This window comes from Gemmatimonadaceae bacterium (genome assembly GCA_019637355.1).
Lineage (GTDB): Bacteria > Gemmatimonadota > Gemmatimonadetes > Gemmatimonadales > Gemmatimonadaceae > Pseudogemmatithrix.
Genome location: JAHBVT010000001.1, coordinates 250,725 through 273,282, shown reverse-complemented (window position 1 = coordinate 273,282; position 22,558 = coordinate 250,725). Strand labels below are relative to the sequence as shown.

Genomic DNA, 22,558 nt, shown 5'->3' with positions numbered 1-22,558 from the left:
TCATCCCTCGACAGGGCCGTTCGCAGACATCCACGCGCCCCACCCGCCGGCCATCGACGCGGCATTGCTGTAGCCCATCTGCTGCAGCGTATCCACCGCCAACGCCGAGCGATTGCCACCCGCGCAGTACACCACGAGGTTGGCGTCGCGCGGGATCAGCGGCTCGATCTTGGATTCCATCGTGCCGCGTGGAATCACGATCGCGCCCGGGATGCGGCCGAGGTTGGTCTCGTTGGGCTCGCGCACGTCGAGCAGCACCGGCGCGCCGGGCTTGCCGAGCGTGGCGAGGACGTCGCTGGCCGTGACCTCGCGGATGCGGGTCTTGGCCTCGTTGATGAGGTCGGTAGCGGTCTTGTAAGTCATAGCGAGGAATCTACACGGGGAGGCGCCGCACGGGGTGACGGCATCATTATATAGGATGCCGCTCACGCTCCAGGTGCTCCTCGCCCTCGTCGCCGGCCTCGCGCTGGGCCTCGGCCTTTCCGGCTCCAGCGCCCCGGCCGCCCAGACCATCCTCGCGGTGCTCGGCCCGGTCGGGACGTTGTTCATCAATGCCATCCGGATGACCGTCATCCCGCTGGTGACGGCCACGCTCATCGTCGGCGTGGGCTCCGCGCCCGACGCCCGCGCGGTCGGACGACTCGGCCTGCGCTCGGTGGCCATCTTCGTGGTCGTGCTGGCGCTGGCCAGCGCCGTCGGCGTGCTGATGGGCGCCTGGCTACTGGGGTCGTTCTCGTTTGACGCCGCCACGGTGGAGGCGATGCGCAGCACGGCCGCCGAGGTGAGCAGCGAGGGCGGGCGCGTCCCGACGATTGGCGAGTGGCTCGTGGGACTCGTGCCGGTGAATCCCATCAAGGCCGCGGCCGACGGCGCGATGCTTCCGCTGATCCTGTTCTCCGTGCTCTTCGCCGCCGCGCTCTCGCGCGTGGCCGAGGACCGCCGCACGGCCGTGCTCCGCGTCTTCGAGGGCATCCAGGACGCCTCGCTGATCCTCGTGCGCGCAATCCTCGCGCTGGCACCGGTGGGCGTGTTTGCGCTGGCCGTCCCACTGGCCGCGCGGATGGGGCTCGCCGCCGCGGGTGCGCTGGTGGTGTACATCGGCGTCGTCAGCGCCATCTGCGTGGGATTTATGCTCTTCGTGCTGTATCCGGCGGCCGTCGTGTTCGGCAAGGTGCGGCTGCGCGAGTTCATCGCGGCGTCGCTGCCGGCACAGGGCATCGCGTTCAGCTCACGGTCGTCGCTCGCGGCGCTGCCGGCGATGCTCGACAGCGTGCGGCGCACGCTCAAGCTCCCGCCGTCCATCGGCAGCTTCTTCATTCCGCTCGCGGCGTCGATGTTCCGCGCCGGTGCCGGCATCGGCCAGACCGTCGGCGTGCTGTTCATCGCCAAGCTCTACGGCGTGGACCTCGACGCGGCGCAGCTTGCAACCATCGCCGTCACCAGCGTCATCACGTCGTTCTCCGTGCCGGGCGTGCCCGGCGGCAGCATCCTCGTGATGGTGCCGGTGCTGATGGCCGCCGGCATCCCCATCGAGGGCATCGGCATCCTCCTGGGCGTGGACACGATTCCCGATATGTTCCGCACGACGACCAACGTCACCGGACATATGGCGGCGGCCGTGATCGTCGCGCGCGGCGAGGCGCCGGCGGACTCCAGCGGCGACGCCCCGTTGCCGGCAGCGGCCAGCTAGCGCGCGTGGGCGCGCACTGGTTGGCCTGGCTCGCCACTGCGCTGTGGTGCGCGGTGTTCGTGGGCGTAGTCGTTCGCTTTCTCGACACACGGCGGCTCGCTGAGTACGCGCCGGTTCACGGCGCGGATGCACCGCTGGTCAGCGTCATCATCCCCGCGCGCAACGAGGCCCGCAACATCGGCCGCCTGCTCGAGAGCCTGCTCGCGTCGGCGTATCCGTCGTTGGAGATCATCGTCGTGGACGATCACTCCGAGGACGGCACCGGCGACATCGCACGCGCTATCGCAGCGGCACACCCTCAGGCGCAGCTGCGCGTGATCGACGCGCCGCCGCTGCCCGACGGTTGGTTCGGCAAGCAGTGGGCCTGCCAGAGCGGCGCCGATGCCGCGCGCGGCGACATCCTCTGCTTCACCGATGCCGACACGCGCCACGGTCCCGACCTGCTCGGCCGCAGCGTCGGGGCAATGCAAGCGCGCGGCGCCGACCTCTTCACCGTGGCTGGGCACCAGGAGGCCGGCAGCTTCTGGGAGAAGGTGCTACAGCCCTTCGTGTTCTCCATCCTGCTCTCGCGCTACGGCGGACTCGAGGCGATGAGCCGCTCGATGCGTCCGCTGGACAAGATCGCCAACGGCCAGTTCGTGATGATGCGGCGCGAGACCTACGCGAGCATCGGTGGGCACGCGGCCGTGCGCGATCACGTTGCCGAGGACCTGCGGCTCGCGCAGGTGGTGACGGCGCGCGGGCTGCGCGCGCATATGGTGCTCGCGCGTGACGAGCTCTCCACGCGGATGTACACCTCGCTGGGCGAACTGCGACGCGGCTGGGGCAAGAACGTCTACGCCGCTGGGCGCGACACCCTGCCACTCGGCGCGGTGAGTTCACGTATCTTCCCGTGGATCTTTCAGCTGCCGGCCTTGGTGCCTCTCGCGCCGCTGGTGGCGCTGCTGCTCTGGCAGCTCGGTGTGGCCGGCGACGGCGCGCGGATCTTCGGGCTCGTGGCCGGGGCCTTCACCTTCCTCTACTACGCTGGCGTGTACGCCTTCTCGCGACTCAATCCCCTCTGGGGCCTGCTGTACCCCCTGGCGGCCGTGACCTTCAGCTGGATCTGCGCTGAGGCGGCGTGGCGCGGTAGCCGCGTGGAGTGGAAGGGGCGCGGATATGTGTCGCGGAGCGCGCGGTGAGCCGGGCGCCGTATGCCGTGCTGTTTGACTTCGACGGCACGTTGGTGGATTCCATTGAGTTGCTGGTGGCCTAGCGCCTTTCGAACATGCGCTCGACTGAGCACGGGACTTCACTCGAAGGCCCAAAGACGATCGTGATATCCTCTTCCGGCGAGGAAAGACAAGCGGTCCAGCCGAACTGCTGAGCGATCGGAGCGAAGGCGAATCCCGCCGCTCGACGTACCTGGCCTGCGGACGAATTCTCCGTCGAAACCAGACGTGCCCACCAACCCGCGGCCCCAGTTCTTCCCGCCCGTGTCTGCCCAATGAGCAGCCAACCGCCCCGTGCTATGAACACTCGCTCGGTGAGCTCCAGGTACCCTGCCGCGGGCACTGAATTTCGGATGCCGTTCTGAATCGCCGTGTAGACGACGCCGGAGAAGTCCGGCAACAGGATAGTCTGGACCAGCCCGTTATCGATACCTACAACTTGCAGTGCTCCACGCTGAGCGGGCGCCCACGCAATCGCCCGCGATGCTGGGTCACAGCCCATCGCACCGATTGCGTTGAACTCGTGAATCATCGGATGGTCCGGATCGCCCGCGAACGGGAGTAGCCGCTGTCCGAATCGGCCCACTGGGCTCAAGCTCTTCGTGTTCGAGTCAAACTCAACTTCGACAAGTGGTGTCTGAACTGGATTGCCGTGCAGGAAGTGCCGTGGACCAATCGAACACATCTCGCGCCCGACTGCATCGGTGCTTGCAGTGCTCTCGAGCTCAAGTGAGTCGCCGACAATCCGCAACACGCTGACGCGCCGTACGGATGCATCCACAACACCGAAGCGCTGCGGGCCGAGTCGGAAGAACGCCGAAATGTGCATAAACTCGCCCGGACCTTGTCCTCTGCGACCGAAGCTTCGGACACTGCGCCGTATGGGAGTGACGAGCAGTATCGTGTGCTCGCTTGCGTCCGCAACGACAAGCCGGCCCTGTTCCAGTATCAAAGCCGGACCCACAGAGCCGATTGGCTTCGCATAGATGTCACCCTCCGCTCCAATGGTCGCCACCTGACCGCTTGCCGCGCCGGGCGTCGCTGCCAGCACACAGAACGCGAGAAGCCACCGTCTCAGCGGGACCTCGGCGCGCCTGATCAGAGGGATGTGAAGGTCGCTCACGGAGCCTGCCTGTTCGCCGAGTGAACCTCGGAGGTATCCGGCGATGCCTCTGGCTCAGGGGCTAGGCGCCGACGAACAATGAGCGCCCTCGGAAACGGGACGTTCTCTATCACGACCAATCGGTCGCCTCGTGTCGCCGCAATGAGGGGAAGTCCGCTTGAGCGACCGACTTCAGCGCCTGTCGTCAGATCGAGCAGCCGGGAGTCGATTCCGCCGAACTCCGCTCCATCGGGAGGGCCGCCCGGAAAGCTTCGGATGTACTGGACGAGTAGGTGCTGCGGACCCCACGCAATCATCGATCGGACAAAGCTTGCCCCGTTCAGCGGGTCGAACACACCCTCTATGACACCCGCCTCTGTCTGCTGAAAGGTGATTGAGTGGACGTCCGCCAACTCCACGGACCACATTTCGTGCCCGAGTGAATCGTACGCGCGAACCGCGGGGTGAGACCGTCCCGCCAGCACGACCTGGCGACGGAGCGAATCGCAAAACAGCCGCGGTTCGACTATCTGTCGGCGCGCGAGCACGCCGAAATCGCCTGCAGCGTCGAGCTGTGGCAGGAGGGGCTCTGGCCCGAAAGAACGGAGAGGCCTCCCGTCGGCTCCTATCACGTGGGCCACCATACCGTCTAAGAGGAAGCCGGCGTACACACGGCCCGCCAGTTCACACAAGCTCGTGGGCGCGCGCAAGGTGTTGATGGACGAATCGAGCACAACGCGACCAGCCGACTCGCGCAAGAACGAGAGCCGAGCGCTCGCGGCGTCAAGCACGAGCACGGCTCCCGCACTGCTTGTCGCGATGGCGCGTGGCTGTAAGACCTCCCCAGGACCACGCCCTACCGTGGTGACCGTCCTGAACCGCCCTGTCGAATCGAACCAGAACACTCCAGGGCGGCGCAGGTCCAGCAGGACGGCATCACCGGTCGCGCTGAGTTCAGCAGCGATGAGCTGGCCGAACTCTTGCATCGAGTCGCCTTCTGCGACTCCGACAATCGCGAGGGTATCGACAGACCACACCAGAGGAACCGACGGGGCGGTCGACTCCTCGCCGCTGCAGGCAAGGCAGCCTCCAAGCGACACCGCAGCCAGTGACGCTCGGCAAAGCCGCCTGAGGCTACTGGAGAGCCGCACAGGAGGTTGCATCATCCGTCATGGTGTTCGGAGCTGCAACTGCCACGTGAAGAAGCGAGGCATACCGTCGGCGTCCTCCATCACTGTTCCGATAAGGTTGTCGGACACGAACTGCTTGATGTGTTGCGGAAGCCGAACGGACGCCAGCAGTCGACCGGCGCTGGTATCAAGCACCTCGATCACGGTGTCCCTGTAGCGCTGCTCGTTGGTAACGGTGCCGTGGCTATCTCCGGCGCCAGGTGCCCGAACTGCAGAACGCCATTGAGGATCCGCCACTGCGATGAGCACCCAAAGCCGTCCAGCCTGATCCTCGCGCACGTCGAAAATGAACGGCTTAGGTTCGAGCGTCGCTGCGCTACCCCGAGGCTCGGGACGCATCCCCGATGGGAACCACGGCACGTCGCGACGAATCGTGCGTTCGATCGAGCCCGTCTCAGGATTCAGGAGGTCGATTCGATACTCCGTACGTGACGCGGCCCAGACGCGCCCTGACCTAGACTCGGCAATCGCTCGCGACATCAAGAACGGAACGTCTGGGCGATAGACGCCCGTTGACGATCCGAAAGACCGTTCTCGGGCACCCGTCCTGTTGACAAGATGGAGTGGCTGCCCAACTTCATTCGGCGAAAAGAGCGCGTGGTTGAACAGGAACTTCCCCGAACGAAGAGCCAAACTTGAAAGCTCAGGAGTCAGCGGCAGGGGGCCGCTCGTTACAAAGTCGAGCCCAGGGCTGAAGATTGAGTAACGGCTCGACCCCCAATCGAAAACGACCAGTGAATCGCCGGGAAGCACAGACAAGCTTCCGATACCACGGAACTCACCCGGTCCGCCGCCCGCGCGACCCAACGACCGGAGAAAACGTCCGTCGGGTGCGAACACGCTGATGGCAGTCGGGAAGTTGGCCTTGAGCAAGTACCGCCCGAGTCCGTCGCGCACCGCGCGCGTCTCGATATGTTCAATGATGCCAGGCCCGTCGGTCGAGCCCAGCGTCACGCCCGGAGTCACGAGGATTTCACAAGCTCGACACCCCGATGTGCCTCGCACAACGACGGTTGGCTGCGAATTCGCAGGTCGAGGCGGGCAGCAAGCAAGCAGCGCTCCAATCAGTGCGACACGAAGGGCTGCTCTCAGCTTATTGCGCATTCGCAGGCTCGAAAGTCATCCGATGTGATGGGCGTAGACGCCCAGTCAAGTGTCGACCGTTCCGCCCGTGTGCGACGTGTGTTCCCATCGTCCGGCGGGCACCGCGCCGAGCGCGGTCGCAGAAAACGTCGATGCGCGCGCGGGTATCCGCAAGGGCGGTTCACGGCTCGGAATAATGTGTCTCTTGTTTCGCGCCTTCTTGAGGCACAGTAGAACGACTCCGCCACCGTGTTGTCCCAGCGTCTGGGAGCTCCACACAGCTACCGGGCGCGACTCCCTGCCACTCGGCCCGGTGAGTTCGCGTATCTTCCCGTGGACCATTCCGCTACTCGCGCTGCTGCTCTGGCAGCTCGGCGTGGCCGGCGACGGCGCGCGGATCTTCGGGCTCGCGGCCGGGGCCTTCACCTTCGTCTACTACGCTGGCGTGTACGCCTTCTCGCGACTCAATCCCCTCTGGGGCCTGCTGTACCCCCTGGCGGCCGTGACCTTCAGTTGGATCTGCGCCGAGGCGGCGTGGCGCGGCAGCCGCGTGGAGTGGAAAGGGCGCGGGTATGTGTCGCGGAGCGCACGATGAGCCGGGCGCCGTATGCCGTGCTGTTCGACCTCGACGGCACGTTGGTGGATTCCATTGAGTTGCTGGTGGCGAGTATGGAATACGCCTTCGAGGGGCGTACGCGCCGGCCCAGCGTGCCGGAGTGGCTGGCGTTGATCGGCACGCCGCTGGACCGGATGTTGGCGCGCTGGGCCGATGACGTCGAGGAGGTGGACCTGCTGCGGGCGCGATACCGCGAGCACCAGTTGCTGCATCACGACTCGATGCTGAAGCTGTACCCCGGGATGGTGGAGACCGTGCGGAGCTTGCACGCCGACGGGCACGCGCTGGCGGTGGTGACGAGCAAGCTGGAGGTGGGGGCGCGGCGCGCGCTCAAGTTCGCGCAGATCGAGGAGTGCTTTGCGGCGGTGGTCGGGATCGACCAGACGACGCGGCACAAGCCGGATCCGGAGCCGGTGCAGTATGCGCTGGCGCAGCTGCAGGTGCCGGCGGAGCGCGCGTTGTTCGTGGGTGACAGCACGCACGATATGCAGGCGGGGCGCGCGGCCGGGGTGCGCACGGGGGCCGTGCTGTGGGGGCCGTACACGCGGGCGGAGTTGGAGCCGACGGCGCCGGACTATTGGTTTGAGCGGGCGGAGGAGTTGCCACCGCTCGTCGCGAGACTGGCACGCGGCTGACGAGATCTCGTATCGCAGTGTAAGCGAGAACTACTTGGTCCAGACGACGACTGCACCGCAGCCAGCAAAATCCGTGAACTCTGGGGGCGCAAAGTTCGCACGGTACACCTCGATTCGTTTCGCTCGGTCCAACAACTCCTCGAGTTGGCCGACATCGAGAGGTCCTTGGTCTTGACCATCCACGAACAACCGTGGCACGCAGATGTTCTCACCGCCGAGCCCCGGACGGCGGAAGACAAACGTCCGTGGCCCCCCGAGCGGATTGAGGATCAGGGCGCGGGGTACCCGACCGGCCAGGAAGCTTGGCGTGACGCGCGGCATCTTCGATAGGTCAGCAGAGTCGAGAAACGTGCCGGACAGGACGCGCCGCCGATCGTCGAAGCGGGCCGCACTGCCCGGCAACGCGGTCGCCGTGATGCGGACGGTGTCGAGTGCGGTCGCAAGCGAATCGAGGTGGACAACTCCGACGTCAAACACGGCATCTGCATCAGGTGACACGATCACTCGCGACGGTCGATAGCCGATTGCCGAGACCACTAGATCCTGGCTACGTGCCGGCACGCCCCGCAGCAGGAACGCTCCAATCGAATCGGTGACGGTCCCGACGTTGAGTTCCTCAATCCGTACCCGCGCACCCGGTACGGACTGCCCATCGGCCTGAGCGACTCGGCCAGCTATGGTGACCGGATCTTTGCCGTCGTCGGCGACCAGACTGAGCACAAGAACGCCGGGGCCAGCCTCTTCAATCGAGAAGGGACCGGCGCTTCGGCTTCCGCGACTTGCCGAGACGCGAAGTGGAGAGATGCGCACTACTTGCGGTCCTCTTTCGACCAACGCTCCCGGCGATGGCACTTCGCAGACGACCGCCATTCCCTGCTCATCGGTCGTAGCTGCCACGTTCCTGTTGCTACTGGTGCTCCTCGTGCTTCTAGATCGCGCGAATCCGGTCTCAATCCACTCTAGCCGTACGCCTGCCTCGGCGACCGCGTGACCCGCTCTGTCCGCCACTCGAACAACCACGCGATTGGTGCTCTCAGGCGACTCACCACAGAGGAGGTTGAGTGCGCGATACAAGCTCGGCGTGGCGGCAAAGATCTCTATCTCCTCCACGCCATCATCGATGGACACAGGCACATCGATGGACTCGAGCCCCAGCGAATCAAGCCGAGGATGCACGAACCGGATGATGTGGTTGCCAGCGTCGACTCCAACCAGCGCGAACATCCCCCGCGCGTCAGTTCTGGTTCCCATTCGTGCATCGCCGACAACGGTCACCACGGCACCTTCGATGCCCGCGTACCGCAGCGAATCGTAGAGCACTCCGCGCACGGTGGTCTGGGCACTCAGCGGCACAGCCGCCGTGACGAGAAAGGCGACCTGTGCGAATCGCACTGCGGCTCGCAAGACGCGCGCTCCAATTCCACCGCGCCGTCGCCCAAATCGCAATCGAAGCATCCGCCTCCTCCCCACTGTGTGGGCTGCGATTGAACCCCGGCGCTCGCGACCACAGGGCGCGATATCGCCCATTCACCAACCACTTCCGAAGTCCCCTGACTTTGCGCCGGCGTACTCTCTGAGGCAAGGTCTTCGCTCGACTGAGCATTGAACGTCCCTGAACAACTCCTTGGGGTCTGGCGTCCGGACCTGTCCGAAGCACGATGACACCCGCAATGCCGTGATGCCGCGACGCGGAATCGCCGAGCGAGCCTTCGCGCGTGTTCACCGCCCGCGACGCCGCCACGCTCCTCGCCGGACTCGGCCCCGGCACCTCGCTCGCGCCGCTCGCAGCGGCCCTCGGCTTCGGCCACCCCATCCCACTCGACCGGCGTACGCTGCGCACGCTCGGCATCGCCACGCTGGCCAGCAAGGTGCACGTGGCCGAGGGGCCGGGCACCCTGCGCGCCCTGCTCGTCACGCTCCAACCATCCAGCGAACGCCTGCCTGAACGCGTGGCCGCGCTCGGTCGCGGCCTCGCGCGCGCGGTGCCCGAGCGGTCCTGGCTGCTGCTCGTGCGCGACCAGGAGTCCTCCGGCATCGTGCTCGCCGCACCGCCGCCGGATGCGCGCCATCCCGTACCGCTGCACCAACTGAACCCGCAGCAGCTCCGCGAGAGCGACGCCGAAACAATCGCTGCGCTGGTCGCCTGCACCGACGCACCCGACCTGCTCGTGCACCTGCGATGGCGCGAGACTTTGGGCCGCTCCGCGCTCACCCGGCGTTTCTACAGGGAGCTGGAAGGGCACGTGCAGGCCTTGGCCACCAGCGCCGTCGGGCGCGCACCGGCCGACGCACGCCGGACCATCGCGCTGCTGCACACCTCGCGGCTGTTGTTCGTCGCGTTCCTCGAGGCGCGGGGCTGGCTCGACGGCGACCGCGAGTTCCTCCGCCGGCACTTCGCCGCGCGGGCCGGCGGCGGCACGCAAGCGCACCGGCGCTTCCTCGAACCCCTGTGGTTCGGCACGCTGAACACGCCGATGACGCGCCGCGCCAGCGCCGCGCGCGCCTTCGGCAAGGTGCCGTTCCTGAATGGCGGACTCTTCACGCGCGCACCGAGCGAACGCCGTTTCGCCGACCTGCGCTTCACCGATGAGGCGCTCGAAGGCGTCATCGGCGGCCTGCTGACGCGGTATCGTCTGACGGCGCGCGAGTCTCGAGAAGGTTGGAGCGAGGCGGCGGTGGACCCCGAGATGCTTGGCCGCGCCTTTGAGTCGCTGATGCACGAGGGCACCCGAGCCGCACGGGGGGCCTTCTACACGCCACCCTCGCTCATCAGCCAACTCACGCGCGACGGGCTCAGCACTGCCCTCACGCCGCGCGGCGTGAGCGAAGACGCGCTGCTGCGCGCCTGGGACGGCGAAACGCTTCGCCACGAGGACGCCACCGCGCTCGCTGCTGCGCTGCGGGACGTCACGGTGCTCGATCCTGCTTGTGGTTCGGGGGCATTCCTGGTGTACGCGCTGGAGTCGTTGGCCGACTTGCACAGCCGCGCCGGTGACGCGCGGCGCGTCGCGGAACGTCGGCGCGATGTGCTCACGCGGTCAGTCTTCGGTGTGGACGTCGACCCCACCGCCGTGTGGCTCTGCCAGCTCCGGCTCTGGCTCTCGGTGGTGGTCGAGGAGCCGGATGACGATCCGCTGCGCCTGCCACCGCTGCCGAACCTCGACCGCAACATCCGCGAGGGTGACGCACTGGCCGGCCACGGCTTCGATGACGGCTGGTTGCCGCCGGACGGCAGCTTGGCGGCGCGGCGCCTGCGCTACGCGCGCGCGGTCGGCAAACGCAAGCGCGCACTCGGGCAGGTGCTCGAGCGCGAGGAACGTCGGCAGGCGATCCGGCTAGAATCGCAACGTCTCGTGCAACTCACTGCCGCGCGGCGTGAACTGCTCGCCGCGGCGCGGGCACCGGACCTGTTTCGCGCACGGCGCGGCGTGGACCGCGCGACGCGCACACGCCTCGACAGCCTGCGCGCCGCAATCCGACGCGCGCGTGCGGCGGTGGCGGCGCTCAAGGATGGCGCCGCACTGCCGTTCTCGTTCGTCACGCACTTTCCTGACGTCGCCGCCGCCGGTGGATTCACCGCTGTGCTCGGCAACCCGCCCTGGGTGCGCACGCACGCGATTCCCGCCGAACAGCGAGCCGCGCTTCGTGAGCGCTTCGCCGTGTTCCGTGCGGCGGCCTGGGAAGCCGGCGCGACCGAGGCCGCAGCGGGCCGAGGATTTGCCTCGCAGGTGGATCTCGCCGCCCTCTTCACCGAACGCGCGGTGCGCCTCTGCGCGCGAGACGGCGCCATCGCGCTGTTGCTGCCGGCCAAACTCTGGGGCTCGCTGGCGGGCGGCGGAATCCGTCAGTTGCTCTCGAGCCTGGCACCGCCGCTGCTCCTCGAAGAGTGGCAGGACTCCTCGGCTGGCTTCGACGCCGTCGTCTACCCCAGCGCCGTCGTGGCGCGGCGCCTGGGTGCACTCGCCGCGCCCGACGAAGTAAGGGTCATCGCGCACCGCCGCGACATCCCCTTGCCCTGGGCCCTGCCGCGGGCGCGCCTCGCGCTCGACGACTCCGTCGGCGCACCGTGGCTGCTCGTGCCTGCAGAGGTGCGCGATGCCTTCGATGCCGTCAGCGCCGCGGGCACGCCGCTCGCACGCAGCGCACTGGCGCGCCCGCAGCTCGGAGTGAAGTGCGGCTGCAACGAGGCCTTCGTGCTCTCGCGCCGAGACGCCGAGTCGCAGGGCATCGAGGCGTCCTGCCTGCGCCCGTTGCTGCGCGGCGAGCATCTCACGCCCTGGCGACCGACCGCTGCGGCCGCCGAGGCCGCGATCATCTGGACGCACGACCTCAGCGGTCTTCCGTTGCGTCGCCTGCCCGACCGCACCGGGCGGCGACTGCAGCGCTGGCGTCGCCAACTGGAGGGCCGCAGCGACGGACGCGGCGGTCCGTGGTGGGCGCTGTTCCGCACCGACGCCGCGCGACACGACCGCGCGCGCGTCGTCTGGGGCGACATCGGACGCAGTCCGCGCGCGCTGGTGCTCCCGGCCGGCGATCCCACCGTGCCGCTCAACACCTGCTACGTGGTCCGCACGCCCACCGACGACGATGCCTACGCACTCGCCGCCCTGCTCAACTCGGCGCTCGCCGCCGCGTGGCTGGCCGTCCTCGCGGAACCGGCGCGCGGCGGCTACCGCCGATTCCTCGGTTGGACCTGCGCGCGATTCCCCATTCCCGAGGATTGGCCGCGCGCACGTGAACACCTCGCGTCAATCGCCCGCGCGGCGGTGGAGGGCGTCGAGCCGAACCCCTGGGAACTCACGGAGGCGGCGGTCGAGGCCTACGGACTTTCGCACGAGACCATCGCGCCGCTGCTCTCGTGGCAGATGCTCTGACGACCGCCGCCGCGGTGCGCGCCCGCATCGCGATGGCGGTGTTGAAGCGCCCAGCGGAGGCGACCACCGGTGCCTTCGTGCTCCGGCCAACGCAGCGGCGCACAGTGGCATTGTTGCGCCGCGCCATCGCCGCGCACGGCGGAGCGCTGCTCACCGATGCGCCGGGCACCGGCAAGACCGTCATCGCGCTGGCAGTCGCGGCGCGCTATGACGATGTCCTCGTCGCTGGGCCGGCGGCGGTGCGCGCGCAATGGTTGCAAAGCGCCGAGCGGGCCGGCGTGGCATTGCGCTTTGCGTCGCTCGAAGCACTCAGCCACGGCTTCGCTCCACGCGCAGCGCCACTACTGATCGTGGACGAGGCACACCATCTTCGGAACGCCGGCACGCAGCGCTACCGTCAGATCGCGTCGCTGGCCCGCGGTGCGGCGGTGTTGCTCCTCTCCGCTACACCGGTGGTGAATCGCCGCGCTGACCGCGACGCCTTACTTGCGCTGTTCCTCTCGCCGCGTGCGATGGCGCGGCCGAGTGTGCTCAGCGACGTGCTGCTGCGCGACGCAACATCGGTGGAGCAGCGAGCGCCAGTTCGGCTCCCCGACCTTCCCTGCACCACCGACATCCCCGGGCTCGCGGACGCGATCAGTTCCCTGCCGCCAGCATTCCCCACTTCTGACGGCCGCAGTGCCACGGCGCTCGTCGCGCTCGGCCTCGCGATGGCGTGGGCGTCGAGCTTGGCTGCACTCGATGCGGCCCTGCGACGACGCGAACAACGCGGCCGCGCACTTGCGGATAGCCTCTCCGCCGGTCGATGGCCTACCCGTGACGCCTTGCGCAACTGGGTGCTCGGCGACGACTCAACGCAGCTCGCATTCGACCTCGTCGTCGAGCCATCTCAGACCCAAGCGCCACGCGACGCACTGCCGGTGTTGCATCGGCACCTCGATGCGGTGTCGCGTATGCGCGGCTTGATCGCCGGCTACATCGCGCAGGACAGCGCCGCGCGTGCGAACGCGCTCGTCGCGCTGTTGGACGAGCTCGCACCGCTGCGTGTACTCGTGCTGGCGCATCACGCCGAGACCGTGCGGGCACTGCATCGCCAGCTTCTGCACTTGCCCGGGATCGTGGCGATTACGGGCACGCGCGTCCTCGCCGCGAGCGGGAACTGGTCGCGCGCCGAGGTACTCACGGCATTGGGCCCCGGCGCGCCGCCGTACCGCGCGGACGATCCGCGTGGCATCCGCCTGCTGATCGCCACTGACCTCCTTGCCGAGGGCGTGGAGCTACAGGGCTGCGCCGCGCTCGTACACGGGGACCCGACGTGGACGCCGGCTCGACTTGAGCAACGAGAGGGCCGAGTGCTCCGCGAGGGACAACGCGCACAGGTGCGCATCGCGCAGTTTCGCCTGCCTGCTGCGGCCGCGCCGTTGCTGGCGCTGCGCGAGCGCCTCGCTGCCAAGCGTCGAGCCCGCGTAGCTGCGGCGGCACCGGCCGACGCGGCGCGCGCGCTGCGCACCCGACTCTCGAAGTGGCTCACGATTCGGACGACTCCTGTCGCTGATTCGCTACCGCGTCAGCCATTCCCGACCGAGCGCCTTGCGGCCGTGTGCTCAAGGCAAGCCGGCTTCCTCGCCGTCGTCCGCATCGCGGGAGAACTGAAACTGCTGGGCGGACTCGCCACAGGACGTCGCTGGCGTGTGACGACCGACCCGGCGACCCTACTCACGCTGATCGAGTTGGCAGACGGCGCGTCCACACGCCTAGAGCTACGCCACGTGCAGTGCGTCCGGCGCGTGCTGCAGCGCTGGCTTACGCAGCGCGCGGCCCGGCGAACGCTGCGCGGTGAGTCTGCGCTTGATGATGCCTTGGCGCGCCGTCTGCGGCGCCGGCTCGACACCGCGCTCGCGACCGAGCCCCTCGCCCGGCGCACCGAGTTAGGTGCCGCGTGGGCGCAGATCCTTCAGCGTGCGCTCACGGCGCGCGGCATCGGCCATCGGCGCGACGTGCAGCGTCTCCTGCGGGAGGCGCCGGACGACCGCGCGTTCATCGACGGCCTCGCCGCGCTCACGACAAAGCGCCCGGATTCACTCTCGGAATCCGGGCGCCTCAGCCTCCACACTCTGCTGCTGCTCGTGGAGCCAAGTCAGGCCCCGTCCCGCCCGCTCGGCAGCGCCGACTTCTCCCGCTCCGCCGCCAGCCTCGCCTGAAAACGCTGCGACTCGCTGATCCGCTCCACCTCGATCGCCAGCGCGTCCACGCTCTGCTGCAACTGATGCAGTTGGTGGCTCACCTCGGCGCCGCGCACCAGCGACCTATCCTGCCGCTTCTCGATCATCCGCATAATCCCCCGCACGATCGGCGTGAGGATGACCATCAGCGCCAGACTCCCAAACACGATTCCCACGATCGGCACCACCTCGGGCGGGATGTCCGGATTCACCCGAACCACCTGCGGCTGCCCGACCACCGCCTGACTGGCTTCGACGGCATTCTGCGCGGCCTGCACCGCATTCCGGATGGCCTGCTCGGCGTTGGCCTGGGCATCGATGCCCAGGTTCACGTTCGGCTGCTGGGTGGCCGTCGCCCCCGTGGCCGCCCCGGGGCTCTGCGGCAGGGGTGGGACGGGCGGCGCGCTGGGCGCCTGGCCGGACTGCATTCCATACTCGGGCACGGGGGACTCTCCGGAGGGGACATTCGGCCCTACGGCTGGCGGTGGGCGCGAGTGTCGTGGAATATCCGGCAGGATTCAAACCTTCCGCTACCCCCAGCCATCCAATCCGGCGTACAGCATTCTGCGCCGAATGACCCAACCCCTGCCGATCCAAGCCCACCCCCTGCCGACCGGTCCTTCCGACGACGTCGCGCTCGCCGCTCGTGGTGACCGCCGCGCCTTCGAGCGGATCTACCGGACCCACGTGGACCGCGTCTTCTCGGTCTGCGTCCGGATGGTCGGCGACCGGGGACGGGCCGAGGAGCTGACGCAGGACGTGTTCGTACGCTGCTGGGAAAAGCTGGCGCAGTTCCGTGGGGAGTCCGCCTTCTCCACCTGGCTGCACCGGCTCGCGGTGAACGTGGTGCTCAACGACCGTCAGGCCGAGGGACGCCGCCGCCACCGCGAGGACGAAGCCATCGAGGATATGGACGAGATCAGCGCCTCCGATGTACGGCCGCTCCCCGTCCCTGGCCTCTCGCTGGACCTCGAAGCGGCCATCGCGGCGCTTCCCCCCGGCGCCCGGAAGGTCTTCGTCCTGCACGACGTTGAAGGCTATACCCACGAGGAAATCGGCACGATGCTCGGCGTCACCGCCGGCGGCTGCAAGGCGCAGCTGCACCGTGCCCGGATGCTACTGCGGAGGAGTCTGTCCAGATGATCAACCACAGCGAACACGACGTCGAGAACGAGCGGCACCGCGCCACCTGCGCGGCGTGCCAGACTCTGTGGGCCGAGCTTGAGGCGATCAGCGCCGAAGCGGCTCGCCTGCCCCTGCTCACGCCTTCCCGCGACCTCTGGAGCGGCATCGAGCAGCGGATCACCAGCGCCCCGACAGTGCTCCGGCCCCGCATCTGGCAGTCGCAGACCTTCCGCCTGGCGATGGCGGCCTCGTTGCTCGTCGCAGTCTCCAGCGCCGTGACCTGGCAGTTGGCCACGCGCGGCGATGACGCCATCGAGACCCTGCCGGCCTTGGCGCTCGCCGACGACGACGAGGGCTCCGCCTTCCACCTGGCGTCGTTCACCGAGAGCGTGACACAGATGGAGCTCGAGATCGGTGCGCTGCAGCGCATCGTCCGCGAGCGCCGCGGCGAGCTCGATCCCACCACGGTGCTGGTGCTCGACCGCAATCTCGCGATCATCGACGCTGCCATCGCCGAGAGCCGTGCGGCGCTGGCCACCGACCCTAACTCCCAGTTCCTGAGCGCGCAGTTCACGCGCGCCTACTCCAGCAAGCTCACCCTCCTGCGGGACGCCGTGACGCTCCCGGTGGGAACCTGATAATGAACGCTTTCCCGCATTCCTTCCGCGCCCTGCTGCTGCTCGGCGCCCTCCCGATGGCCCTCGCCGCGCAGCGCGACGGGGACCGCATCGACACCACCTTGACGCTCAACGCGGGCGGCCTCGTACAGCTCGGCGTGGTCTCCGGCGAGATCCGCGTCACCGCGAGCAACCGCCGCGATGTGCGCATCCGGGCCAGCATCGACCGCGGCCGCTGGGACCTCTCGGCCAGCCGTAGTGGCATCGCGCTGCAGTCGCGTTCCGTGAACAGCCGCCAGAGCGGCGCCACGATCACGGTCGAGGTCCCCGTCGGCACCCGCGTGATTGCCAACTCCACGAGCGGCCTCATCGACGTGCGCGGCACGATGAGCGAAGTGGCCGCGCGGACGACCAGCGGTCGCATCCAGGTGCACGGTGCGCGGACGCGGCTCGAGGTCCGCACCATCTCCGGCAGCCTCGAACTGCGCGATGTCCAAGGGCGGATGTCGATCGAGGGCACCAGCACCAGCATCGACCTCGAGAACGCCAGCGGCGACCTCACGGCCGAGACGGTGAGCGGGTCGATCCGCATCCGGCGCAGCGCGCTCACCAACCTCCGCGCGCGGACCACCTCCGGCACCATCAACTACGAAGGCAGCCTGTCACCGACGGGGAGCTACACGCTCAACACCCACTCGGGCAGCATCACGATGGCGTTGCCCGCCAACGTCGGGGCGCGGCTGGAGCTGGAGACGTTCAGCGGCCGGATCAGCAGCGACTTTCCGCTCACGTTGCAGCCGGGCCAGAGCACCGGCCGTGGGCGGCGGATGGAGTTCACCCTCGGCGACGGACGCGCCCGCGTCTCGGCTGGGGCATTCAGCGGGAACATCAACCTCCGTCGCGGCAGCGCGGCGGCCGACCGGGAGTGATTGCAATGACGAAGAACCTGATGCGCCGCGCGGCGCAGGCCGGCGCGATGCTGGCGACCCTGGCGCTGATGGCGCCGACCGCCGCGGCGCAGGACACGGAGACCGTGCGCTGGCAGGGCACGCTGGCGGCCGGCCGTACGATCTACCTGCACAACATCAACGGTTCCGTCCGTGTGGAAGCCGGCAGTGGGAACGCGGTGTCGCTGGAGGCAGAGAAGCGCTCGCGGCGCGGCAATGTCGACGAGGTGCGTATCGAGACGCGGCAGACGTCGAGTGGCGACGTGATCATCTGCGCGCTGTGGCGCGAAGGCTCCAGCTGCGACGAGGACGGCATCCGGGGTGGCGAGCGTCGTGACAACCGGCGCGGCGACGACGTCTCGGTGACGATGACCGTGCGCGTACCGGCGCACGCGAAGGTGGACGCGCGCACCGTCAACGGCGGTGTGTCGGTGGACGCCGTGCAGGGTGACGTGCGGGCCCGGACCACCAACGGTGACGTCGAGGCGGCGTCGACGGCGGGTGCGGTGTACGCGCGCACCACGAACGGCAGCATCCGCGTGCGCGGCGTCATCCCGCGCGAGGGGCTCGATTACCACACCACCAACGGCTCGATCGAGATCGAACTGCCGGCCAACGCCAATGCCAACCTCGACCTCAGCACGGTGAACGGGCGGGTGACCAGCGACTTCCCGATCACGTTCACGGGCGAGATCAACCCGCGGAACATCCGGGCGACGCTGGGCGAGGGCGGCCCGACGCTGCGAGCGCGGACGACCAACGGCAGCATCCGCCTGCGCAAGATGTAGGCGGGGCAACCGACGGGTTCGCGTCGCGCAGGAAACCGCCCGCTCGGCGGCTCCGTAGATTGGGGAGTTCCCTCCCCGCTCCGGAGCCGCCGATGTCGTTTCGCCCTTCGATGATCCTCGTCGCCTGCTGCATCGCCCTCACCGCCTGCGGCCGCGACGATGATTCCGGACCAGAGCATCGCGCCGAGGGGGTGTTCCGGTACGAGCGCGCAATGCCCGCAGGACAGACGCTGATGCTGCGCAACCTTGCCGGTGCAATCACCGTCGAGCCCGCCACGGACGACACGCTGCGCATCGTCGGCGACCTCACGTGGCGCGGGGATGACAGGCAACCCACGGACGTGTCGTTCCGCGCCGACACCAGCGCCACCGGCGCCTTGGTTTGTGCGATCGTCGGCGACGGCCGATGCACGGCGGACAACTTCTCCAGCAACAGCTCAGGCAACCGCATCACGTTCGGCAAGCGCGGGCTCTCGCTAGGCTTCGGCGGACGCAAGCGCGCGCGCGTGCACTTTGCGGTGCGGGTGCCGGCCGGCGTGAAGCTCGACCTGGTGCTCGTTGAGGGCAACATCGTCTCGGCCTCGACGGCACCAGTGCGCGCACGCGGCGTCAACGGCAACGTCACCATCGTCACTAGCGTGGGACCGGTGCAGGCGGAGAACGTGAACGGCAACGTGGACGCCCGGATGACGACGCTGTCCGGCAGCGATTCCGTGAAAGTCTCGACCGTCAACGGCAGTGTGTTCGCCTTCCTCCCCGAGACCGCTGACGCGACGGTGGAGATGCGCACGACGAACGGCAGCGTGGTGAGCGACTTCCCCACGGCGGTCGGGTCCGGGCAACGCTTCGACAAGGTCATTCGCGCGACGCTGGGCGCCGGCACCACGCCCGTGCGCGTGCGCAGCGTGAACGGCAACGCGCAACTGCGACGCCTCGATGCAGCCGGACGCGCCTACGAGCTGCCCGAACCCTAGGACGCCACCGCGCCGTCCACGAGGCCGGCCAGGCGGAAGTCCAGTTCGGTGAGTCCGCCTTGGTCGTGCGTCGACAGCGTAACGATGACGCGGTTGTAGCGCAGGTCGACGTCCGGATGGTGGTTCAATAGCTCGGCGGGCGCCACGAGCCGCTCCACGAAGGCCACGGCGTCAGGGAATCCCGCAAACACGAAGGTGCGGGTGATGGCCGCCCCGTGGCGGCTCCAACCGGGTAGCGTGGCAAGCTTGTCGGCGATGGTGGTTTCGTCGAGACGCGCAGGACGGGGCATAGCGGACTCCGGGAGAGGGCCTCAGTGAAAGTGTGCCCGGGTGGGTTTACGTTCAATGGGACGGAACGTCCAACCTGCGCAGGTCCCCCCGGGAGGTCCATATGACATCGCCCGACGCACTCCACCTCATTCGTCGCGGCATCTTGGCCGTGCTGGCTTTCGGCTGCGTGGGGTTGATCGCGGAGCTGCTCCTGCTCGAGCACTACGCCGAGCTCGCACAACTGCCGCCGCTGGTACTGCTGAGCCTCACGCTGGTGACCATCCTGTGGCACTGGCTCGACAAGGGTCCCAAGAGCCTGCGTGCACTGCAGGTGGTGGCCTTGCTGCTTGTGATGGCGGGAGCGGTGGGGATGTATCTGCACTTCGGCAGCAATATGGAGTTCGAGCGCGAGTTGGAGCCCGACCTCGTCGGGATGCCGTTCTGGATCAACGTGATCCGGGGGGCCACGCCGACCCTGGCGCCGGGCACGCTGGTGCAGTTCGGCTTGCTGGGTCTGCTGTACGCCTACCGTCATCCGGCGCGGACCGCGCCAGGAGCCTGAGATGTTCCGCCGTATCGCCATTGCCGCCGCTGCGCTGATGCTCGCCGTTCCGGCGACCGCACAGGTCGGCAAGTCCGTCACCGTCCTCGAAGCCAACACCGCGCCGGAAGCGGAGATTGCCCAGTTGCCCGGAATGAACGCCGAGCTGGCGCGTGCGCTGGTGGGTGCGCGTCCCTTCCTGTCGCCGACGGCGCTCAATGACTTCCTCTCCCCGCGTCTGTCCGCCGAGCAGCGCAGCGAGCTGTACCGGCGCCTGTGGGTGCACCTGAACCTGAATACCGCCTCGCGCGACGAGATTATGCTCATCCCGGGAATGGGCCCGCGGATGCTGCGCGAATTCAATGAATACCGCCCCTACCGCGGCATCGCCCAGTTCCGCCGCGAGATGGCCAAGTACGTGAACGCCGACGAAGTCGCGCGTCTCGAGCAGTACGTGTTCGTGCCGATGGACCTCAACAGCGCCAGCGACGAAGACCTGATGACGATTCCCGGCTTCGGCCCCCGGATGCTGCGCGAGTTCAAGGAGTACCGGCCGTACCGCGGCATCGAGCAGTTCCGGCGCGAGATCGGCAAGTACGTGAACACGCAGGAAGTCGCGCGCCTCGAGCGCTACATCGAGATTCGTCAGTAGACGTCCGCCGTCGGGCCGGTCGCTGCGCTGGCGGCTGCCACCCAGAGCAACCCGGCGACGGCGAGCGCCTCATACACGGCAATGTGATCGGCCCTCCCGGCAAACTCGGCCGTCACGTGGACGATGAAGAACCACGAGAAGACCATCAGTCCGGCCAGCGAGCCGGATGCGAAGGCGGTCCGCGGGAGGGCGAGGCCGAGACCGAACACGATGAGCGCCACGCCGGCGGCGTAGGTCCAGAACGTCGCGTCGCCCGGGAACCACGTTGGAATCAGGCCGGCCACGAAGGACACGAAGAGGAAGTGCTGGATGCCGGTCAACACGAGGTACCCTGCCAGCGCCATACGCCCGGCGGTGACGAACGCCCGGTCACGTTGGAGTGGGCCTGGGCTGCAGACGGCCGCCACCATCAAGCAACCCGTGGTGAACACCACCGCCTTGCCGGCTTGCGTCCACGCGGCCGAGAGCGTGGCCGCCTGCGGGAGAACGAGGAGGTGCCGGAGCACCGCCCAGCCACCCACCAGGCCCGCGCCGGCGAAGGCGGCGACGCGAACCAAGGCGGCGGTGCGTGCACCTGTGTGCAGGAGCACCGCGATGCCCGCCGCAATGATGGCGATCCCCGTGCCGTAAGCCCACACGCCGCGACCGGGGATGCCCGCCGGCCACGCGGGCGCGCGCCCCGTCACGAAGTCGCCGAGCAGGAAGTGGTCCGTGCCCAAGCCGATGAAGCCGATCGCGAAGCACACCCGCCCGAAGTCCCACAGGCGCGTACGCAGCGCCTCGCCGGTCATCGCTCCGGTGCCGGCAGGCGCCTGTCCGTCGCAATCCAGTTCGGCTCCCAGTTCTCTCCGCCGTCGAATGAGATGGATTGCTCGAACCGAGCGGAGGTCGGCGTGACGTCGTAGATGATGAATCGCACCAGCACCGCGCGTCCGTCGATCCAGTCCTGCCCGTGGAACACGCCTCGCCCGTCGCGGAAGCCGCCGTACACCGGCGGGCTCAGCTTGCCAGTCCGGCGGTTCGCGTAGTTGAGGCTCCACTGACCGCTCGCGGAATCGTACAAGCGAAGGCTCACGCCTTCGATGCGCCCGCTAGCACCTTCCACAGCGAGATGCACCACGTTGGCGTCGCCATCCCAGAGCGGCACGACGTCGCTCGTCCCCACGAATTCGGCCCAGCGCCCGGGCGCCAGCAGCACGCGCACCTCCGTACGCCACTTGCCGATCTCCCAGTCGAAATCGCGGCGACCGTCCGACGCCGCCTGGGCGAACAACGTCGCCGGCATCAGCGACGCACCGCACAGGAACATTGCGAAGGCCTTCAACGCAGATGCCTCACGTGCAGCGCGCAATGCCAGGCCCACGCGAGCGTGATCACCGCATAGAAGGCGAGCATCGCGGTGGCGGAGGTGTTGCCGGACGCGATCGCCGCGAAACTGACGAAGAACAGCGTGCCGGTGGCCACGGATGCCGCCGCCCATCCGGGATCGCCGAGGGTGTGGGCGCGTCGGGCGAAGACGAAGCACGAGGCAATCAACGCGTAGAATCCGATGCCGCCGAACACAAAGTGCAGCAAGCCCGCACCGCCAAGTGCCGCGGATGGGCTGGCACCAGGTGGAAACCCTTGCATCGGCGCGGCGGGGAATACACCAGCACCGAATAGGCCAAGACCGTACGTGCCGAGCAGCAATGGACCCCAGGTGCCACCGCGCGTGCTCCGCAGCACCTGACGGAGGCCTACGGCGCCGAAGAGCACGAGGACGCTCGTGAGCAGGAAGTTGCTGACTTGAATCCAGCCGAGGTCGCCGTTCGCAAGAACGCTGAGAGGATGCCGCCGGATATCAAAGCCTTCGCGTGCAAGGGCTTGCCCATAGCCGACCAGCAGATAGAATGGCCCCGCGAGGACACCGCACCAGAGCAAGGGGCGTGCGGCCGAGTGGGCAGTGGGGTACGGTTGCGGTGGGTGCACGACGTTCGCGGGGCTGAATGGTGAGCCACGGACGCTAGACCTCTCCTGGTGGA

General features: G+C 68.2%; 23 protein-coding genes. 13 read left to right on the top strand and 10 right to left on the bottom strand.

What is annotated here, in order from left to right:
• Positions 1-363 (bottom strand): hypothetical protein, encoded by a 363-nt coding sequence (locus KF689_01190; GenBank protein MBX3131985.1) that lies wholly within the window; start codon positions 361-363, stop codon positions 1-3.
• A gap of 55 nt (positions 364-418) precedes the next feature.
• Between KF689_01190 and KF689_01185 the strand changes: the two genes are divergently transcribed.
• Positions 419-1,690, top strand: a complete 1,272-nt coding sequence (locus KF689_01185; GenBank protein MBX3131984.1) for a dicarboxylate/amino acid:cation symporter — start codon at positions 419-421, stop codon at positions 1,688-1,690.
• 5 nt (positions 1,691-1,695) lie between these two features.
• Positions 1,696-2,871 carry a glycosyltransferase gene (locus KF689_01180; protein MBX3131983.1) on the top strand — a complete coding sequence of 392 codons (1,176 nt, stop codon included), beginning with the start codon at positions 1,696-1,698 and terminating at the stop codon, positions 2,869-2,871.
• A 70-nt stretch (positions 2,872-2,941) separates the two neighbouring features.
• Here KF689_01180 and KF689_01175 read toward each other — a convergent pair whose 3' ends face one another.
• The 3 genes from KF689_01175 to KF689_01165 all read right to left on the bottom strand — a co-directional run bounded on the left by KF689_01175 (position 2,942) and on the right by KF689_01165 (position 6,147).
• Positions 2,942-3,952 carry a hypothetical protein gene (locus tag KF689_01175; GenBank protein ID MBX3131982.1) on the bottom strand — a complete coding sequence of 337 codons (1,011 nt, stop codon included), beginning with the start codon at positions 3,950-3,952 and terminating at the stop codon, positions 2,942-2,944.
• Positions 3,953-4,020: 68 nt separating this feature from the next.
• On the bottom strand, positions 4,021-4,989 hold the full coding sequence (locus tag KF689_01170) for a hypothetical protein (protein MBX3131981.1): 969 nt from the start codon (positions 4,987-4,989) through the stop codon (positions 4,021-4,023).
• 183 nt (positions 4,990-5,172) lie between these two features.
• Positions 5,173-6,147, bottom strand: a complete 975-nt coding sequence (locus tag KF689_01165; GenBank protein MBX3131980.1) for a hypothetical protein — start codon at positions 6,145-6,147, stop codon at positions 5,173-5,175.
• Between the two features lie 442 nt (positions 6,148-6,589).
• Here KF689_01165 and KF689_01160 point away from each other — a divergent pair, with 442 nt between their 5' ends.
• On the top strand, positions 6,590-6,871 hold the full coding sequence (locus KF689_01160) for a hypothetical protein (GenBank protein ID MBX3131979.1): 282 nt from the start codon (positions 6,590-6,592) through the stop codon (positions 6,869-6,871).
• The gene (locus KF689_01155) at positions 6,868-7,527 is read left to right on the top strand and encodes an HAD-IA family hydrolase (protein MBX3131978.1); all 660 of its coding nucleotides are present in this window, start codon (positions 6,868-6,870) and stop codon (positions 7,525-7,527) included. Before KF689_01160 ends, KF689_01155 begins: the two co-directional genes overlap by 4 nt.
• Positions 7,528-7,557: 30 nt before the next feature.
• On the opposite strand, the gene KF689_01150 is transcribed toward KF689_01155, so the two are convergent.
• Entirely contained in the window at positions 7,558-8,919 is a 1,362-nt protein-coding gene (locus KF689_01150) for a carboxypeptidase regulatory-like domain-containing protein (GenBank protein MBX3131977.1), read from the bottom strand.
• A 323-nt stretch (positions 8,920-9,242) separates the two neighbouring features.
• Between KF689_01150 and KF689_01145 the strand changes: the two genes are divergently transcribed.
• On the top strand, positions 9,243-12,401 hold the full coding sequence (locus KF689_01145) for a hypothetical protein (GenBank protein ID MBX3131976.1): 3,159 nt from the start codon (positions 9,243-9,245) through the stop codon (positions 12,399-12,401).
• Positions 12,386-14,602, top strand: a complete 2,217-nt coding sequence (locus tag KF689_01140; GenBank protein ID MBX3131975.1) for a DEAD/DEAH box helicase — start codon at positions 12,386-12,388, stop codon at positions 14,600-14,602. The genes KF689_01145 and KF689_01140 overlap by 16 nt, the downstream gene beginning before the upstream one ends.
• Here KF689_01140 and KF689_01135 read toward each other — a convergent pair.
• Positions 14,539-15,051: a hypothetical protein gene (locus KF689_01135; GenBank protein ID MBX3131974.1), complete on the bottom strand. Its 513-nt coding sequence runs from the start codon at positions 15,049-15,051 to the stop codon at positions 14,539-14,541. The two genes, KF689_01140 and KF689_01135, sit on opposite strands and share 64 nt — an antisense overlap.
• Positions 15,052-15,196: 145 nt before the next feature.
• On the opposite strand from KF689_01135, the gene KF689_01130 reads away from it, so the two are divergent.
• The 5 genes from KF689_01130 (at position 15,197) to KF689_01110 (ending at position 19,074) form a co-directional block, all read left to right on the top strand.
• Positions 15,197-15,766, top strand: a complete 570-nt coding sequence (locus KF689_01130; protein ID MBX3131973.1) for an RNA polymerase sigma factor — start codon at positions 15,197-15,199, stop codon at positions 15,764-15,766.
• Positions 15,763-16,386 carry a hypothetical protein gene (locus KF689_01125; protein ID MBX3131972.1) on the top strand — a complete coding sequence of 208 codons (624 nt, stop codon included), beginning with the start codon at positions 15,763-15,765 and terminating at the stop codon, positions 16,384-16,386. Before KF689_01130 ends, KF689_01125 begins: the two co-directional genes overlap by 4 nt.
• A gap of 2 nt (positions 16,387-16,388) precedes the next feature.
• A complete protein-coding gene (locus KF689_01120; protein MBX3131971.1) occupies positions 16,389-17,294 on the top strand; it encodes a DUF4097 family beta strand repeat protein in 906 nt (301 codons plus the stop codon).
• A gap of 5 nt (positions 17,295-17,299) precedes the next feature.
• The gene (locus KF689_01115; GenBank protein MBX3131970.1) at positions 17,300-18,100 is read left to right on the top strand and encodes a DUF4097 family beta strand repeat protein; all 801 of its coding nucleotides are present in this window, start codon (positions 17,300-17,302) and stop codon (positions 18,098-18,100) included.
• 92 nt (positions 18,101-18,192) lie between these two features.
• Positions 18,193-19,074 (top strand): DUF4097 family beta strand repeat protein, encoded by an 882-nt coding sequence (locus KF689_01110; protein ID MBX3131969.1) that lies wholly within the window; start codon positions 18,193-18,195, stop codon positions 19,072-19,074.
• Here KF689_01110 and KF689_01105 read toward each other — a convergent pair.
• The gene (locus KF689_01105; GenBank protein MBX3131968.1) at positions 19,071-19,364 is read right to left on the bottom strand and encodes a 4a-hydroxytetrahydrobiopterin dehydratase; all 294 of its coding nucleotides are present in this window, start codon (positions 19,362-19,364) and stop codon (positions 19,071-19,073) included. The two genes, KF689_01110 and KF689_01105, sit on opposite strands and share 4 nt — an antisense overlap.
• Before the next feature lie 101 nt (positions 19,365-19,465).
• On the opposite strand from KF689_01105, the gene KF689_01100 reads away from it, so the two are divergent.
• Both KF689_01100 and KF689_01095 read left to right on the top strand, forming a co-directional pair.
• Positions 19,466-19,906: a hypothetical protein gene (locus KF689_01100; GenBank protein ID MBX3131967.1), complete on the top strand. Its 441-nt coding sequence runs from the start codon at positions 19,466-19,468 to the stop codon at positions 19,904-19,906.
• 1 nt (position 19,907) lies between these two features.
• Complete coding sequence (locus tag KF689_01095; GenBank protein ID MBX3131966.1) at positions 19,908-20,537, top strand: hypothetical protein; 630 nt, start codon at positions 19,908-19,910, stop codon at positions 20,535-20,537.
• Here the strand turns inward: KF689_01095 and KF689_01090 are convergent.
• Genes KF689_01090 through KF689_01080 form a run of 3 tightly spaced genes read right to left on the bottom strand, consistent with a single transcriptional unit; the run spans position 20,531 to position 22,505 of the window.
• Positions 20,531-21,328: a hypothetical protein gene (locus tag KF689_01090; protein ID MBX3131965.1), complete on the bottom strand. Its 798-nt coding sequence runs from the start codon at positions 21,326-21,328 to the stop codon at positions 20,531-20,533. The two genes, KF689_01095 and KF689_01090, sit on opposite strands and share 7 nt — an antisense overlap.
• Positions 21,325-21,861 (bottom strand): hypothetical protein, encoded by a 537-nt coding sequence (locus KF689_01085; protein ID MBX3131964.1) that lies wholly within the window; start codon positions 21,859-21,861, stop codon positions 21,325-21,327. The genes KF689_01090 and KF689_01085 overlap by 4 nt, the downstream gene beginning before the upstream one ends.
• Positions 21,858-22,505 (bottom strand): DUF998 domain-containing protein, encoded by a 648-nt coding sequence (locus KF689_01080; protein MBX3131963.1) that lies wholly within the window; start codon positions 22,503-22,505, stop codon positions 21,858-21,860. Before KF689_01080 ends, KF689_01085 begins: the two co-directional genes overlap by 4 nt.
• Positions 22,506-22,558: the final 53 nt, after the last annotated feature.